27 protein-coding genes are annotated in these 13895 nt (G+C 34.3%); all 27 read left to right on the top strand.

The features are described 5' to 3' along the window. Complete coding sequence (gene rplW, locus B2U95_RS12795) at positions 1–291, top strand: 50S ribosomal protein L23 (protein WP_296316926.1); 291 nt, start codon at positions 1–3, stop codon at positions 289–291. Between the two features lie 12 nt (positions 292–303). Then, positions 304–1131: a 50S ribosomal protein L2 gene (rplB, locus tag B2U95_RS12790; protein WP_296316925.1), complete on the top strand. Its 828-nt coding sequence runs from the start codon at positions 304–306 to the stop codon at positions 1129–1131. A gap of 10 nt (positions 1132–1141) precedes the next feature. Beyond that, on the top strand, positions 1142–1420 hold the full coding sequence (gene rpsS, locus B2U95_RS12785) for a 30S ribosomal protein S19 (RefSeq protein ID WP_248027961.1): 279 nt from the start codon (positions 1142–1144) through the stop codon (positions 1418–1420). 5 nt (positions 1421–1425) lie between these two features. Next, on the top strand, positions 1426–1833 hold the full coding sequence (gene rplV / locus B2U95_RS12780) for a 50S ribosomal protein L22 (RefSeq protein WP_296316924.1): 408 nt from the start codon (positions 1426–1428) through the stop codon (positions 1831–1833). Positions 1834–1835: 2 nt separating this feature from the next. Further along, positions 1836–2552: a 30S ribosomal protein S3 gene (gene rpsC, locus B2U95_RS12775; RefSeq protein WP_296316923.1), complete on the top strand. Its 717-nt coding sequence runs from the start codon at positions 1836–1838 to the stop codon at positions 2550–2552. A gap of 20 nt (positions 2553–2572) precedes the next feature. Then, positions 2573–2992: a 50S ribosomal protein L16 gene (gene rplP / locus B2U95_RS12770; RefSeq protein ID WP_296316922.1), complete on the top strand. Its 420-nt coding sequence runs from the start codon at positions 2573–2575 to the stop codon at positions 2990–2992. A 12-nt stretch (positions 2993–3004) separates the two neighbouring features. Then, entirely contained in the window at positions 3005–3196 is a 192-nt protein-coding gene (gene rpmC, locus B2U95_RS12765) for a 50S ribosomal protein L29 (RefSeq protein WP_296316921.1), read from the top strand. A gap of 17 nt (positions 3197–3213) precedes the next feature. After that, positions 3214–3471, top strand: coding sequence for a 30S ribosomal protein S17 (gene rpsQ / locus B2U95_RS12760; RefSeq protein ID WP_296316920.1), 258 nt, complete (start codon positions 3214–3216; stop codon positions 3469–3471). A gap of 2 nt (positions 3472–3473) precedes the next feature. After that, positions 3474–3842 carry a 50S ribosomal protein L14 gene (rplN, locus tag B2U95_RS12755; RefSeq protein WP_296316919.1) on the top strand — a complete coding sequence of 123 codons (369 nt, stop codon included), beginning with the start codon at positions 3474–3476 and terminating at the stop codon, positions 3840–3842. 12 nt (positions 3843–3854) lie between these two features. After that, positions 3855–4166, top strand: a complete 312-nt coding sequence (rplX, locus tag B2U95_RS12750; protein ID WP_296316918.1) for a 50S ribosomal protein L24 — start codon at positions 3855–3857, stop codon at positions 4164–4166. A 2-nt stretch (positions 4167–4168) separates the two neighbouring features. Beyond that, the gene (gene rplE / locus B2U95_RS12745; RefSeq protein WP_296316917.1) at positions 4169–4720 is read left to right on the top strand and encodes a 50S ribosomal protein L5; all 552 of its coding nucleotides are present in this window, start codon (positions 4169–4171) and stop codon (positions 4718–4720) included. A 2-nt stretch (positions 4721–4722) separates the two neighbouring features. Further along, entirely contained in the window at positions 4723–4992 is a 270-nt protein-coding gene (gene rpsN / locus B2U95_RS12740) for a 30S ribosomal protein S14 (protein ID WP_296316916.1), read from the top strand. 90 nt (positions 4993–5082) lie between these two features. Continuing rightward, positions 5083–5481: a 30S ribosomal protein S8 gene (gene rpsH / locus B2U95_RS12735; RefSeq protein WP_296316915.1), complete on the top strand. Its 399-nt coding sequence runs from the start codon at positions 5083–5085 to the stop codon at positions 5479–5481. Positions 5482–5493: 12 nt separating this feature from the next. After that, positions 5494–6036 carry a 50S ribosomal protein L6 gene (gene rplF / locus B2U95_RS12730; RefSeq protein WP_296316914.1) on the top strand — a complete coding sequence of 181 codons (543 nt, stop codon included), beginning with the start codon at positions 5494–5496 and terminating at the stop codon, positions 6034–6036. Between the two features lie 10 nt (positions 6037–6046). After that, entirely contained in the window at positions 6047–6403 is a 357-nt protein-coding gene (gene rplR, locus B2U95_RS12725; protein ID WP_296316913.1) for a 50S ribosomal protein L18, read from the top strand. 6 nt (positions 6404–6409) lie between these two features. Next, the gene (gene rpsE / locus B2U95_RS12720) at positions 6410–6934 is read left to right on the top strand and encodes a 30S ribosomal protein S5 (protein WP_296316912.1); all 525 of its coding nucleotides are present in this window, start codon (positions 6410–6412) and stop codon (positions 6932–6934) included. 13 nt (positions 6935–6947) lie between these two features. Continuing rightward, a complete protein-coding gene (gene rpmD, locus B2U95_RS12715; RefSeq protein WP_296316911.1) occupies positions 6948–7130 on the top strand; it encodes a 50S ribosomal protein L30 in 183 nt (60 codons plus the stop codon). A gap of 14 nt (positions 7131–7144) precedes the next feature. Next, the gene (gene rplO / locus B2U95_RS12710) at positions 7145–7597 is read left to right on the top strand and encodes a 50S ribosomal protein L15 (RefSeq protein ID WP_296316910.1); all 453 of its coding nucleotides are present in this window, start codon (positions 7145–7147) and stop codon (positions 7595–7597) included. A 10-nt stretch (positions 7598–7607) separates the two neighbouring features. Next, a complete protein-coding gene (gene secY, locus B2U95_RS12705; protein WP_296316909.1) occupies positions 7608–8969 on the top strand; it encodes a preprotein translocase subunit SecY in 1362 nt (453 codons plus the stop codon). A gap of 8 nt (positions 8970–8977) precedes the next feature. Next, on the top strand, positions 8978–9193 hold the full coding sequence (gene infA / locus B2U95_RS12700; RefSeq protein WP_007094967.1) for a translation initiation factor IF-1: 216 nt from the start codon (positions 8978–8980) through the stop codon (positions 9191–9193). A gap of 6 nt (positions 9194–9199) precedes the next feature. After that, positions 9200–9316, top strand: a complete 117-nt coding sequence (gene ykgO, locus B2U95_RS12695; protein ID WP_008269159.1) for a type B 50S ribosomal protein L36 — start codon at positions 9200–9202, stop codon at positions 9314–9316. 2 nt (positions 9317–9318) lie between these two features. Further along, positions 9319–9693: a 30S ribosomal protein S13 gene (gene rpsM, locus B2U95_RS12690; RefSeq protein WP_296316908.1), complete on the top strand. Its 375-nt coding sequence runs from the start codon at positions 9319–9321 to the stop codon at positions 9691–9693. A 106-nt stretch (positions 9694–9799) separates the two neighbouring features. Beyond that, positions 9800–10183, top strand: coding sequence for a 30S ribosomal protein S11 (gene rpsK / locus B2U95_RS12685; protein ID WP_296316907.1), 384 nt, complete (start codon positions 9800–9802; stop codon positions 10181–10183). Positions 10184–10394: 211 nt separating this feature from the next. Continuing rightward, positions 10395–11000: a 30S ribosomal protein S4 gene (rpsD, locus tag B2U95_RS12680; RefSeq protein ID WP_296316906.1), complete on the top strand. Its 606-nt coding sequence runs from the start codon at positions 10395–10397 to the stop codon at positions 10998–11000. Between the two features lie 95 nt (positions 11001–11095). Further along, positions 11096–12088: a DNA-directed RNA polymerase subunit alpha gene (locus tag B2U95_RS12675; protein ID WP_296316905.1), complete on the top strand. Its 993-nt coding sequence runs from the start codon at positions 11096–11098 to the stop codon at positions 12086–12088. A gap of 61 nt (positions 12089–12149) precedes the next feature. Continuing rightward, complete coding sequence (gene rplQ / locus B2U95_RS12670; protein ID WP_296316904.1) at positions 12150–12623, top strand: 50S ribosomal protein L17; 474 nt, start codon at positions 12150–12152, stop codon at positions 12621–12623. Between the two features lie 114 nt (positions 12624–12737). Continuing rightward, positions 12738–13841, top strand: a complete 1104-nt coding sequence (carA, locus tag B2U95_RS12665; protein ID WP_296316903.1) for a glutamine-hydrolyzing carbamoyl-phosphate synthase small subunit — start codon at positions 12738–12740, stop codon at positions 13839–13841. Positions 13842–13895 lie beyond the last annotated feature (54 nt).

The following is a 13895-nucleotide window of genomic DNA, read 5'->3' as shown; positions in this document are numbered from 1 at the left end:
ATGAGTATCTTAATAAAACCTATAATCACAGAAAAGGCAACCATGCAAAGTGAGTTGTTTAATGCATATGCATTTCAGGTGAATACAAAGGCGAACAAGGTAGAAATCAAAAAAGCGGTTGAAGCTGCTTATGGAGTTTCTGTAGAAAAAGTTCGTACGATAAATGTCCGTCCAGATAGAAAGACCAAGTTTACAAAAACTGGTGTTCAACATGGTAAAACAAATGCTATTAAAAAAGCAATTGTACAACTGGCGGAAGGTGAAGTAATAGATTTATACACTAACATGTAATTTTAGACATTAATGTCAGTAAGAAAATTAAAACCGATAACATCAGCTCAGCGATTTAGAGTAGTAAATGGATTTGACGCCATAACTACTGATAAGCCGGAGAAAAGCTTGCTTGCTCCGAACAAAAGATCTGGTGGTAGAAACAGTCAAGGAAAAATGACCATGCGCCATATAGGTGGTGGGCATAAAAAGAAGTATCGTATTATTGATTTCAAACGAAATAAGACTGGTATTCCAGCAGAAGTTGATTCAATACAGTATGATCCTAACAGAACAGCATTTATTGCTTTATTAAATTACCAAGATGGTGAAAAACGTTATGTTATCGCGCAGAATGGTTTACAAGTAGGGCAAAAAATAGTTTCTGGTGAAACAGGTATCGCTCCAGAAATTGGAAACGCAATGCCTTTGAGTGAAATACCTTTGGGTACGATTGTCTCATGTATTGAGTTACGTCCTGGTCAGGGTGCTGTTATGGCGCGTAGTGCTGGCTCATTTGCTCAATTAATGGCAAGAGGTGATAAGTTTGCTACTGTAAAATTACCTTCTGGTGAAACTAGAATGATTTTAGTAACATGTATGGCAACTATTGGTGTTGTTTCTAACTCGGATCATCAATTGCTTGTATCTGGTAAAGCAGGTAGAAGTAGATGGTTAGGAAGACGTCCAAGAGTAAGACCAGTAGTGATGAACCCAGTCGATCACCCAATGGGTGGTGGTGAAGGTAAATCTTCAGGTGGTCATCCAAGATCTAGAAACGGTATTCCTGCTAAAGGTTATAGAACACGTTCTAAGACGAAAGCGAGTAATAAGTATATTGTAGAACGTAGAAAGAAATAATTAAAATAGTATGGCACGTTCATTAAAAAAAGGACCTTATATCCACTATAAATTAGATAAGAAAGTTGCAGAAAATGTAGCTTCAAACAAAAAGACGGTTATCAAAACTTGGTCAAGAGCATCAATGATTTCTCCAGATTTCGTTGGACAGACTATAGCAGTTCATAATGGTCGTCAATTTGTTCCGGTTTATGTTACTGAAAATATGGTAGGTCACAAATTAGGAGAATTTTCACCAACACGATCTTTTAGAGGTCATGCAGGTGCTAAGAATAAAGGTAAAAAATAAGAATCATGGGAAGTCGTAAAAAACAAATGGCGGAAGCTATTAAGGCTGAGAAAAAGCAAGTTGCTTTTGCAAAGCTGAATAACTGTCCTACATCACCAAGAAAAATGCGTTTAGTTGCGGATTTAGTAAGAGGTGAGAAGGCAGAGAAAGCTCTTCAGATTCTTAGATTTAGTCCAAAAGAGGCATCTCGTCGTTTAGAGAAGCTTGTAATGTCTGCGATAGCAAACTGGCAAGCTAAAAATGAAGATGCTGATGTTGAAGAAGCTAAATTATTTATCAAAGAGATAAGAGTAGACGGTGGATCTATGTTAAAAAGATTACGTCCTGCACCTCAAGGTAGAGCACATAGAATTAGAAAGAGATCTAATCACGTAACAGTGGTTGTAGATGCAACAAATAAAACACAAAGCTAGATATGGGACAAAAGACAAATCCAATCGGAAATCGCTTAGGGATTATCAGAGGATGGGAATCTAACTGGTATGGAGGAAACGACTATGGTGATAAACTTGCCGAAGACCATAAGATTAGAGAATACGTACATGCACGTTTATCTAAAGCTAGTGTAAGTAGGGTAATTATTGAGCGCACACTTAAACTTGTAACCGTTACTATCACTACTGCTAGACCTGGTATAATTATTGGGAAAGGTGGCCAAGAGGTAGACAAGTTAAAAGAAGAGCTTAAGAAAATTACTGGTAAAGAGGTTCAGTTGAACATCTTTGAAATTAAAAGACCTGAACTAGATGCACATTTAGTCGGAGCAAGTGTCGCACGTCAAATAGAAAGTAGAATTTCTTATAGACGAGCTATAAAAATGGCTATTGCTGCTGCTATTCGTATGAATGCAGAAGGGATTAAGATTCAGATTAGTGGTCGTTTGAATGGTGCTGAAATGGCACGTTCTGAACACTATAAAGAAGGACGTATCCCATTATCTACTTTTAGAGCAGATATAGATTATGCTTTAGTTGAAGCACATACTACCTATGGTAGATTGGGCATTAAGGTTTGGATTATGAAAGGCGAAGTATATGGAAAAAGAGAATTATCTCCATTAGTCGGTCTATCCAAGCAAAAAGGTAAAGGTGGACGTGGTCCAAGTAAGAACCAACCTCGTCGTAGAAAGTAATTCTTTAAAGAAAAGAAAAAATGTTACAGCCTAAAAGAACAAAATTTCGTAAGCAGCAAAAAGGTCGTATGAAAGGTAATGCTGGAAGAGGTCATTTGTTATCAAATGGTACCTTCGGTATTAAATCATTAGACTCGTCTTTTATAACTGCACGTCAAATAGAAGCAGCGCGTATTGCCGCTACTCGTTTTATGAAAAGAGAAGGATCGTTATGGATTAAGATATTTCCAGATAAGCCTATCACTAAGAAACCTCTTGAAGTACGTATGGGTAAAGGTAAAGGTGCCGTTGAATATTGGGCAGCTGTTGTAAAACCAGGACGTATGTTATTTGAAATAAGTGGTGTGCCATTGGACGTAGCTCAAGAAGCTTTACGTTTAGCAGCACAAAAGCTTCCTGTGAAAACTAAGTTTATCATAGCTAGAGATTACGAAGCTTAATAAAAAGATATTATGAAGCAATCAGACATTAAACAGCTTTCAATAGCTGAGTTACAAGAGAAACTTAGTGAGACTAAAAAGAGTTATATAGACCTAAAAATGGCTCATACTATTTCTCCTTTAGAAAACCCAATTCAGTTACGCGTTGCACGTCGCACAGTAGCTAGAGTGGCAACAGAACTAACTAAAAGAGACGTACAATAATTGTATTCTGCTGAAAGATGGAAAAAAGAAACTTAAGAAAAGAACGTATAGGGATAGTAACTAGTAACAAAATGGAGAAATCTATAGTTGTTGCAGAAGTTAAAAAAGTAAAACACCCTATGTATGGAAAGTTCGTGTTAAAGACAAAGAAATATGTCGCACACGATGAAACAAACGACTGCAAAGAAGGAGATACTGTAAAGATCATGGAAACACGACCTATGAGTAAATCTAAGTGTTGGAGATTGGTAGAAATAATTGAAAGAGCTAAGTAATTATGGTACAACAAGAATCAAGATTAAAAGTAGCTGATAACACTGGTGCAAAGGAAGTTTTAACTATCCGTGTATTAGGTGGAACAAAAAGAAGATATGCTTCAGTTGGAGATAAGATTGTAGTATCTGTTAAAGATGCTACCCCAAATGGTAGTATTAAAAAAGGTGCAGTATCTACTGCAGTTGTAGTACGTACAGCTAAAGAGGTAAGGCGTCCTGACGGATCTTATATAAGATTTGATGATAATGCATGTGTGCTTTTAAATCCTCAAGGGGAAATGAGAGGAACTCGTGTTTTTGGTCCTGTAGCTAGAGAACTTCGTGATAGACAATTTATGAAAATTGTATCATTAGCACCAGAGGTGCTTTAATTGATAAGTAAGATGAAAAAGTTTAAAATAAAATCGGGAGATACTATAAAAGTTATTGCTGGAGATCATAAAGGATCAGAAGGTAAGGTGCTTAAAGTATTAAAAGATAAGAATAAAGCCATTGTTGAAGGTGTAAATATGGTTAAGAAACATACTAAGCCAAGTGCACAAAATCCTCAAGGTGGAATTGTAGAAAAAGAAGCATCACTTCATATGTCAAATTTATCGTTGCTAACTTCGAATGGAGAAGAGACAAGAATTGGATATAGAATGGATGGCGACAATAAAGTAAGATTTTCAAAAAAATCTAATGAAGTAATTTAATTATGGCTCACGTTGCAAGATTAAAACAAGAGTATAAGGATAAAGTTATACCTGCTCTTACAGAAGAATTTGGATATAAGAATATAATGCAAGTACCAAAACTTGAAAAGATAGTAATATCCAAGGGTGTTGGTGCCGCTGTTGCGGATAAGAAATTAATTGATCACGCAATAGAAGAGCTTACAAAAATATCTGGACAGAAGGCTATTCATACAATGTCTAAGAAAGATGTTGCTTCATTTAAGTTACGTAAAGGCATGCCAATTGGTGCTAAAGTAACTTTAAGAGGTGAACAAATGTATGAGTTTTTAGATCGTTTAGTGACTTCGGCTTTACCACGTGTTAGAGATTTCAACGGAATTAAAGCTACTGGTTTTGATGGTCGCGGAAATTATAACTTAGGTGTTGTAGAACAGATTATCTTTCCAGAAATTGATATTGATAAAATTAATAAAATATCTGGTATGGATATCACATTTGTGACTTCTGCTGATACAGATAAGGAAGCAAAGTCTTTATTAACAGAACTAGGATTACCTTTTAAAAAGAATTAATTATGGCTAAAGAATCAATGAAAGCTCGTGAGGTAAAGCGTGCTAAAGTAGTAGCTAAATATGCTGAGAAAAGAAAGGCTTTAAAAGAAGCTGGTGATTATGATGCATTACAAAAATTACCTAAAAATGCATCACCAGTGCGTATGCACAACCGATGTAAGCTTACTGGAAGACCAAAAGGTTATATGAGACAATTTGGAGTTTCTCGTGTAATGTTTAGGGAAATGGCTAACCAAGGTTTAATTCCTGGTGTTAGAAAAGCATCTTGGTAAGCATTCACATATTATTGTGAATAAAAAAGATTATAAATTGGTTTCAGGTTTGACGATAGTGTCGAAAACCGCTACCACAAATTAATAAGTATGTATACAGATCCAATAGCGGATTATTTAACGCGAGTTAGAAACGCAGTCATGGCAAACCACAGAGTGGTTGAGATTCCTGCATCTAACCTAAAAAAAGAGATAACTAAGATCTTGTTTCAACAAGGATATATCTTAAGTTATAAATTTGATGACTCAACTGTTCAAGGAACTATTAAAATAGCTTTGAAATACAGTAAGGAAACTAAAGAAGGAGTTATCAAACAAATTCAAAGAATTAGTAAACCAGGTTTACGTAAATATGCAAATTCTACCGAAATGCCAAGAATCTTAAATGGTCTTGGAATTGCAATTGTATCTACCTCTCACGGAGTAATGACAGGGAAGCAAGCGCAAAGAGAAAATGTTGGTGGAGAATTATTGTGTTACGTATACTAAAAACAGGAAATTATGTCAAGAATAGGTAAAAACCCAATAACAGTTCCTGAAGGTGTAACAGTTGAGATTAAGGACAACATGATTACTGCAAAAGGTAAGCTTGGTGAATTAACTCAAGAGTATTCAGAAATTACTATTAAATTAGAAGACGGTACTATTACATTAGAGCGTTCATCTGATAAGAAGGATTTAAGAGCAAAACATGGTCTTTATAGAGCATTGATTGCAAATATGATTGAAGGTGTTTCTAAAGGCTGGACCAAAGAACTAGAAATGGTTGGTGTAGGTTATAGAGCAGTAAATCAAGGACAAAAATTAGATTTAGCCGTAGGTTTCTCTCACAACATTGTTTTAAACATTGCTCCAGAAGTAATAGTTGAAACGATATCAGAGAAAGGTAAAAATCCAAGAATAAAATTAACATCTTTTGACAAACAGCTTGTTGGTCAGGTTGCTGCTAAAATACGTGGCTTTAGAAGACCAGAACCTTACAAAGGAAAAGGTATCAAATTTGTTGGTGAAGAAATCAGAAGAAAAGCAGGTAAATCAGCTTAATAATTAAGTTATGGCATTGACAAAAAACGAAAGAAGAATAAGAATTAAAAGCAGAATCCGTAAGGTTGTATCAGGTACTCAAACGAGACCTAGATTAGCTGTTTTTAGAAGTAATAAAGAGATTTATGCTCAAGTCGTAGACGATGTAACTGGTAAAACTTTAGCTGCTGCATCTTCAAGAGACAAGGACATTACAAAGTCTAAAGGAAACAAAACAGAATTAGCTACTTTAGTAGGTAAATCCGTTGGTGAAAAAGCGATTAAAGCTGGTTTTAGCACTATTGCTTTTGATAGAGGTGGTTATTTATATCACGGTAGAGTAAAATCATTAGCAGAAGGTGCTAGAGAAGCAGGACTTAAATTTTAAGACATTATGTATCAAAAATATAAAAACGCAGAATTAGTTAAACCAGGTGGTTTAGATTTAAAAGATCGCTTAGTTGGCGTACAGCGTGTAACTAAAGTAACTAAAGGTGGTAGAGCATTTGGTTTTTCTGCAATTGTTGTTGTAGGAGACGAAGCTGGTGTCGTAGGTCATGGTTTAGGTAAATCTAAAGATGTTGCTACTGCTATTGCTAAAGCTATAGAAGATGCTAAGAAAAACTTAGTAAGAATTCCTATCATAAAAGGAACTTTGCCACACGAACAGAAAGGTAAGTTTGGTGGTGCTAGAGTAAACATTATACCAGCAGCAGCAGGTACAGGTGTTATAGCTGGTGGTGCTGTTAGAACAGTTCTTGAAGCAGTAGGTGTACATGATGTATTATCTAAGTCTCAAGGGTCATCTAATCCTCATAATGTAGTTAAAGCAACCTTTGATGCTTTATTACAATTAAGAGATGCTAAGTCTGTAGCTAAAGAGCGTGGTATTTCACTTGAAAAAGTATTTAACGGATAATCGATAGGACAAGATGGCAAAGATTAAAGTAAAGAAAGTAAAAAGTGCAATTAACCGAACTAAAAGGCAGAAGCTTACATTATTAGCTTTAGGTTTAAAAAAGATTGGACAAGTTGTAGAGCACGATGCCACACCAAATATCCTTGGTATGGTTAGAAAAGTTGAACATTTGGTTTCTGTAGAAGAATCAAAATAATATAACACTTAAAAATGGATTTAAGTAATTTAAAACCTGCAGAAGGTTCAGTAAAAAATCAAGGAAAACGTATAGGACGTGGTCAGGGATCTGGTAAAGGTGGTACTGCGACAAGAGGACATAAAGGTGCTAAGTCGCGTTCTGGATATTCTAAGAAGTTAGGATTTGAAGGTGGGCAAATGCCTTTACAAAGACGTGTACCTAAGTTTGGATTTACAAACATTAACCGCATAGAGCATCAAGGTGTAAACTTAGATACTTTACAAAAGTTAGTTGACGAGAAAAAAATAAAAGGCAGTGTTGATTTTGATATGCTTGTAACAATGGGATTAGCTGGTAAAAATGAGCTAGTAAAAATCTTAGGTAGAGGTGAGTTAAAAACAAAATTAACTGTAACTGCTCATAAATTTACTGCTACGGCAAAAGCTGCTATTGAAGCTGCAGGTGGTGAGGCTGTAACTTTATAAGAAGATAAGGATGAAAATAATAGACACATTAAAAAACGTTTGGAAAATTACTGAGCTTAAGGATAGAATTATTCTAACCTTAGGGCTGTTATTAGTATATCGTTTTGGTGCTCAGGTTGTATTACCTGGTATTAATATTGATTCCCTTGGAGCATTACAAGCTGGTACATCTGAAGGTTTGTTAGGCTTACTAAATGCTTTTACTGGTGGTGCATTTGCAAATGCATCTGTATTTGCTTTAGGTATTATGCCTTACATATCTGCTTCTATTGTAGTTCAGTTAATGGGTATTGCGATACCTTATTTGCAAAAATTACAAAAAGAAGGTGCTAGTGGTCAAAAGAAGATTACACAAATTACACGTTGGTTAACTATTGGTATTTGTTTAGTACAAGCACCTGGTTATTTAGCTAGTATACCTGCTCTGTCTGGAGCATCATCTATGGGTGCAATGTTATTGCCTGGTTTTTCAGTAAATATTTTTTACTTTTCATCAATAGTGATATTGGTAACAGGTTGTGTATTTGCAATGTGGTTGGGTGAAAAGATTACGGATAAAGGTATTGGTAATGGTATATCATTATTAATAATGGTTGGTATTATTGCTAATTTACCGTTATCATTCTCTCAAAACCTTACATCTAGATTAAGTGGTAATGGAGGGTTTATGATGATATTGATAGAATTGGTTATTTGGTTCTTAATAATATTAGCATCTGTATTCCTAGTAATGGCAGTAAGAAAAATAGCTGTTCAATATGCTAGAAGAACTGCATCTGGAGGCTATGAGAAAAATGTATTTGGATCCCGTCAGTTTTTACCTTTAAAATTGAATGCTTCTGGTGTAATGCCAATTATCTTTGCTCAAGCAATTATGTTTGTTCCCGCATTAATAGGCGGTTCTTCATTAATGAAAGAATCTGCAGCTGGTCAATGGATGCAAACTAACTTTTCAGATATATTTGGTTTTTGGTATAATTTTGTTTTTGCTTTATTAATTATAATATTCACGTATTTCTATACTGCAATCACAGTACCTACAAATAAAATGGCTGATGATCTTAAACGTAGTGGTGGATTTATCCCAGGTATACGTCCAGGTTCTGAAACGTCAGAATATTTGGATAAAATAATGTCGCAAATAACTTTACCTGGATCTATATTTTTAGCTTTAATAGCAATTTTTCCTGCTTTTATTGTTAAACTGATGGGTGTTCAACAAGGTTGGGCATTGTTCTTTGGTGGAACATCACTTTTAATTATGGTTGGTGTTGCAATCGATACTATTCAACAGATTAATTCTTATTTGTTAAATAAACATTACGATGGTTTGATGAAGACAGGTAAAAACAGAAAAGCGGTTTCGCAATAATATATACTATGGCAAAACAAGCAGCAATAGAGCAAGACGGTACAATTATAGAAGCATTATCTAATGCTATGTTCCGTGTGGAATTAGAAAATGGTCATATAGTGACTGCACATATCTCAGGTAAGATGCGTATGCATTACATTAAACTATTACCAGGTGATAAAGTGAAATTAGAAATGAGTCCTTACGATTTAACTAAGGCTCGCATAACTTATAGATACTAATACGCGATGAAAGTAAGAGCATCAGTAAAGAAAAGAAGCGCAGACTGTAAATTAGTCCGCAGAAAGGGCAGACTTTACGTCATTAACAAAAAGAATCCTAGATTCAAACAAAGACAAGGGTAATTATGGCAAGAATTGCAGGTGTAGACATACCAAAACAGAAAAGAGGAATAATCTCTTTAACTTATATCTATGGAATAGGTAGAAGTAGATCAAAAGAAATTTTAGCAGAAGCTAAAGTAGACGAAAGTACTAAAGTACAAGATTGGACTGACGACGAGATAGGAGCAATCCGTGAAGCTGTTGGAACTTTTAAAATCGAAGGTGAATTACGTTCTGAAACTCAATTAAACATTAAGCGTTTAATGGATATTGGATGTTACAGAGGTATCCGTCATAGAGTAGGTCTTCCTTTAAGAGGGCAGCGTACTAAGAACAATTCTCGTACAAGAAAAGGTAGAAGAAAAACGGTTGCTAATAAGAAAAAAGTAACTAAATAATAATTAAGACATTAGTCATTAGTAATGAGACGTTAGATGAATCTGTCTGAAATGTAAAAGTCTAGGATTCTAACAACTAAATGCTAACAACTAGAAACTAAAAAACATGGCAAAGTCAAGTACTAAAAAACGTAAAGTAATTGTTGACGCGGTAGGTGAAGTACATATCACTGCATCTTTTAACAACATAATTATTTCGTTAACAAATAAAAAAGGTGACGTTATTTCTTGGTCATCAGCGGGTAAAATGGGATTCAGAGGTTCTAAAAAGAATACTCCCTATGCTGCGCAATTAGCTGCTGAAGATGCTGCAGCTGTTGCTAAGGAAGCTGGACTAAAGAAAGTGAAAGCATACGTAAAGGGTCCAGGTAACGGTAGAGAATCTGCTATCAGATCTATACACAATGCAGGTATTGAAGTATCAGAAATTATTGATGTTACTCCATTACCACACAATGGATGTCGTCCACCAAAAAGACGTAGAGTTTAATCTGTATTTCTTTCAGACTCTAATTTAAATCTAATTAGAAGAGCTTACTTAATTTTTAATAAACTAATATCTTCTTTAAAGTATTGATATTAGTTTATTTTGAATTAAATTTGCAAACTGAAAAATAACAAGTATCAACCGAGAGGTTAACGATTATAGAAGGATAAGATTAAGACCTTAATTCTGTAGTCACTCTCAAAACAAATTTAAAATGGCAAGATATACTGGTCCTAAAACTAAAATAGCTCGTAAATTCGGACAAGCTATCTTCGGAGACGATAAAGCCTTCGAAAAAAGAAATTATCCACCTGGTCAGCACGGCGCTAACAAGAGAAGAGGTAAAAAATCTGAATATGCTATCCAATTAATGGAGAAGCAAAAAGCTAAGTATACTTATGGTGTATTAGAAAAGCAATTTAGAAACATGTTTAAAAAAGCAACTGCTGCACAAGGTATTACTGGTGAAGTATTATTGCAGTTATGTGAATCTCGTTTAGATAACGTTGTTTTTAGAATGGGTGTAGCTCCAACTAGAAGTGGTGCAAGACAACTTGTTTCCCACAGGCATATTACAGTAAATGGTCAAAAGGTAAATGTACCTTCTTACCAATTAAAAGCTGGTGATGTTGTTGGTGTTAGAGAGAAATCTAAATCATTAGAAGCTATTCAAAATTCATTAGCTAATTCTAGCAGTGTATATGAATGGATTACTTGGAATACAGGATCAATGGAAGGTACTTATGTTGCTGTTCCTGCGAGAATTCAAATTCCAGAACAAATCAACGAGCAATTTATCGTTGAACTTTACTCTAAATAATAAATTAATCTTATTGGTATTTAGCCAAAGGATTTATAGGATTTCTTCATACTTATATATCGCGCAACTAAATAACAATTAAAACGAAGAACACTATGGCAATATTAAATTTTCAGAAGCCCGACAAAGTAATCATGATTGATTCAACGGATTTCGAAGGTAAATTTGAATTTAGACCTTTGGAACCAGGATACGGATTAACAGTCGGAAATGCTTTGAGACGTGTTTTGTTATCTTCTTTAGAAGGTTTTGCAATCACTTCAGTTAGAGTAGAAGGTGTAGATCATGAATTTTCTACAATTTCTGGTGTCGTTGAAGATGTTACAGAAATGATTTTAAACTTAAAGCAAGTTAACTTTAAGCGTCAAATTGATGAAATTGACAACGAAACTGTTACAATTTCTATTTCAGGTCAAGAACAAATTACTGCAGGAGATTTTCAGAAATTTATTTCTGGTTTTCAAGTGTTAAATACAGATTTAGTTATTTGTAATCTAGATCCTAAAGTAAATATTAACATGGAACTTACTATCGAAAAAGGTAGAGGATATGTTCCTGCTGAAGAAAATAAAAAAGCATCTGCACCAATCGGTACTATATTCACAGATTCTATTTACACTCCTATAAAGAATGTGAAATATGCAATCGAAAACTTTCGAGTTGAACAAAAAACTGATTATGAAAAATTAGTTTTCGAAATTAGAACAGATGGATCAATCAATCCAAAAGATGCTTTAACTGAAGCTGCTAAAATATTAATTCACCACTTCATGTTATTCTCTGATGAGCGTATCACTTTAGAAGCTGATGAAATTGCACAGACTGAGACTTATGATGAAGAATCACTTCACATGAGACAATTATTGAAAACTAAATTAGTTGATATGGATCTTTCTGTACGTGCACTTAATTGTTTAAAAGCTGCAGAAGTAGATACTTTAGGAGATTTAGTATCATTCAACAAAAATGATTTAATGAAATTCAGAAACTTCGGTAAGAAGTCTTTAACTGAGCTAGAAGAACTTGTAAATGTAAAAGGCTTAAACTTCGGAATGGACTTAAGTAAATATAAATTAGATAAAGATTAATACGTCATATTTTGCTCCTCAATATCGAGTTGCAGCAAGATGATGATTAAAGCAAAATGTCATGAGACACGGTAAAAAATTCAATCATTTAGGAAGACAAACAGCGCATAGAAAGGCAATGTTAGCTAATATGGCTTGTTCTTTAATAGAGCACAAACGTATTAACACAACAGTAGCTAAGGCTAAAGCTTTAAAGCAGTTTGTAGAGCCAATGATTACAAAATCAAAAACAGATACAACACATAACAGACGTATTGTTATGGCTAAGCTAAGACAAAAAGATGTTGTTGCAGAATTGTTTAGAGATGTAGCACCTAAGATTGGTGATCGTCCAGGTGGATATACAAGAATCATCAAGTTAGGAAACAGATTAGGTGATAATGCTGATATGGCAATGATAGAGTTAGTTGATTATAACGAACTTTATAACGCTGGTAAAGCAGAGAAGAAAACAACACGTAGAAGTAGAAGAGGTGGTAGTAAACCAGCTGTAACTCCACCAGTGGAGACTGAAGCTTCAAACGAAGAAGAATAAATGTTAATAAGCATTAATAAATATCAAGGATAAACTGTTTCAGTTTATCCTTTTTTTTTGGAATTTTGTAAAACCAGTTTTTTACACATAAAAGAACCGAATTAAATACTAGACATGAAATACAAACAAAGAAAAAAAGCATTGATTCTATTAGCTGACGGAACAATTTTCCATGGTAAATCTATAGGAAAAGAAGGTTCAGCGTTTGGTGAAGTGTGTTTTAATACAGGGACAACAGGTTATCAAGAAATATTTACAGACCCTTCTTATTACGGTCAGTTAATGGTAACAACCAATGCACATATTGGAAATTATGGAACTAAAGAAGATGAAGTAGAATCTGATAGTGTTAAAATATCGGGTTTAATTTGCAAAAATTTTAGTTTCAACTATTCAAGACCTGCTGCAGATGCATCGTTAGAAGAGTTCTTTGAAAAGTATAATACATTAGCCATCGCAGATGTAGATACAAGAGCATTAGTGAGCTATATTAGAGATAATGGCGCAATGAATGCTGTGATTTCTACAGAGGTAGATAATGTTGAAGGTTTAAAGAAGCAACTAGCAGCAGTACCATCAATGAAAGGTTTAGAACTAGCTTCTCAAGTGTCAACTAAAGAACCTTATTATTATGGTGATGAAAATTCAACCTATAAAATAGCTGCTTTAGATCTAGGTATTAAAAAGAATATACTCAGAAATTTAGCTAAACGAGATACTTACATTAAAGTATTTCCATACAATTCTAAATTCGAAGACTTAGAGGCCTTTAATCCAGATGGTTACTTCATATCTAATGGTCCTGGTGATCCAGAGCCACTAATAGAAGCTCAAGCTGTTGCTAAAGAAATCATTACCAAGAACAAACCACTATTTGGTATTTGTTTAGGTCATCAGGTTATTGCATTATCAAGCGGAATTTCTACCTATAAAATGCATAATGGACATAGAGGTATTAATCATCCTGTGAAAAACCTAGTTACAGGTAAAGGTGAAATAACATCTCAAAATCATGGATTTGCTATAAATAGAGAAGAAACAGAAGCTAATAGTAATGTAGAAATCACACATGTGCATTTAAATGATCACACGGTTGCCGGAATTAAAATAAAAGATAAAAACTGTTTTTCTGTTCAATATCATCCAGAAGCAAGTCCTGGACCAAATGATTCTGTCTATCTATTTGATCAATTTATAGAGAATATAAAAAATAACTAATAGTGAATTGGCAATGATTTTTAAATTTTATTGCCAATTCTATTTTACGAAATC

Origin of the sequence: Winogradskyella sp. UBA3174 (assembly GCF_002364335.1) — a bacterium.
GTDB lineage: Bacteria > Bacteroidota > Bacteroidia > Flavobacteriales > Flavobacteriaceae > Winogradskyella.
The sequence above is the reverse complement of the archived record's forward strand: the minus strand, read 5'-3'. Positions and strand labels throughout refer to the sequence as shown.

Bases quoted from the DNA above. Each gene is read 5' to 3' on its own strand.
- rplW (WP_296316926.1), top strand. From the start codon at position 1: ATGAGTATCTTAATAAAACCTATAATCACAGAAAAGGCAACCATGCAA.
- rplB (WP_296316925.1), top strand. From the start codon at position 304: ATGTCAGTAAGAAAATTAAAACCGATAACATCAGCTCAGCGATTTAGA.
- rpsS (WP_248027961.1), top strand. From the start codon at position 1,142: ATGGCACGTTCATTAAAAAAAGGACCTTATATCCACTATAAATTAGAT.
- rplV (WP_296316924.1), top strand. From the start codon at position 1,426: ATGGGAAGTCGTAAAAAACAAATGGCGGAAGCTATTAAGGCTGAGAAA.
- rpsC (WP_296316923.1), top strand. From the start codon at position 1,836: ATGGGACAAAAGACAAATCCAATCGGAAATCGCTTAGGGATTATCAGA.
- rplP (WP_296316922.1), top strand. From the start codon at position 2,573: ATGTTACAGCCTAAAAGAACAAAATTTCGTAAGCAGCAAAAAGGTCGT.
- rpmC (WP_296316921.1), top strand. From the start codon at position 3,005: ATGAAGCAATCAGACATTAAACAGCTTTCAATAGCTGAGTTACAAGAG.
- rpsQ (WP_296316920.1), top strand. From the start codon at position 3,214: ATGGAAAAAAGAAACTTAAGAAAAGAACGTATAGGGATAGTAACTAGT.
- rplN (WP_296316919.1), top strand. From the start codon at position 3,474: ATGGTACAACAAGAATCAAGATTAAAAGTAGCTGATAACACTGGTGCA.
- rplX (WP_296316918.1), top strand. From the start codon at position 3,855: ATGAAAAAGTTTAAAATAAAATCGGGAGATACTATAAAAGTTATTGCT.
- rplE (WP_296316917.1), top strand. From the start codon at position 4,169: ATGGCTCACGTTGCAAGATTAAAACAAGAGTATAAGGATAAAGTTATA.
- rpsN (WP_296316916.1), top strand. From the start codon at position 4,723: ATGGCTAAAGAATCAATGAAAGCTCGTGAGGTAAAGCGTGCTAAAGTA.
- rpsH (WP_296316915.1), top strand. From the start codon at position 5,083: ATGTATACAGATCCAATAGCGGATTATTTAACGCGAGTTAGAAACGCA.
- rplF (WP_296316914.1), top strand. From the start codon at position 5,494: ATGTCAAGAATAGGTAAAAACCCAATAACAGTTCCTGAAGGTGTAACA.
- rplR (WP_296316913.1), top strand. From the start codon at position 6,047: ATGGCATTGACAAAAAACGAAAGAAGAATAAGAATTAAAAGCAGAATC.
- rpsE (WP_296316912.1), top strand. From the start codon at position 6,410: ATGTATCAAAAATATAAAAACGCAGAATTAGTTAAACCAGGTGGTTTA.
- rpmD (WP_296316911.1), top strand. From the start codon at position 6,948: ATGGCAAAGATTAAAGTAAAGAAAGTAAAAAGTGCAATTAACCGAACT.
- rplO (WP_296316910.1), top strand. From the start codon at position 7,145: ATGGATTTAAGTAATTTAAAACCTGCAGAAGGTTCAGTAAAAAATCAA.
- secY (WP_296316909.1), top strand. From the start codon at position 7,608: ATGAAAATAATAGACACATTAAAAAACGTTTGGAAAATTACTGAGCTT.
- infA (WP_007094967.1), top strand. From the start codon at position 8,978: ATGGCAAAACAAGCAGCAATAGAGCAAGACGGTACAATTATAGAAGCA.
- ykgO (WP_008269159.1), top strand. From the start codon at position 9,200: ATGAAAGTAAGAGCATCAGTAAAGAAAAGAAGCGCAGACTGTAAATTA.
- rpsM (WP_296316908.1), top strand. From the start codon at position 9,319: ATGGCAAGAATTGCAGGTGTAGACATACCAAAACAGAAAAGAGGAATA.
- rpsK (WP_296316907.1), top strand. From the start codon at position 9,800: ATGGCAAAGTCAAGTACTAAAAAACGTAAAGTAATTGTTGACGCGGTA.
- rpsD (WP_296316906.1), top strand. From the start codon at position 10,395: ATGGCAAGATATACTGGTCCTAAAACTAAAATAGCTCGTAAATTCGGA.
- B2U95_RS12675 (WP_296316905.1), top strand. From the start codon at position 11,096: ATGGCAATATTAAATTTTCAGAAGCCCGACAAAGTAATCATGATTGAT.
- rplQ (WP_296316904.1), top strand. From the start codon at position 12,150: ATGAGACACGGTAAAAAATTCAATCATTTAGGAAGACAAACAGCGCAT.
- carA (WP_296316903.1), top strand. From the start codon at position 12,738: ATGAAATACAAACAAAGAAAAAAAGCATTGATTCTATTAGCTGACGGA.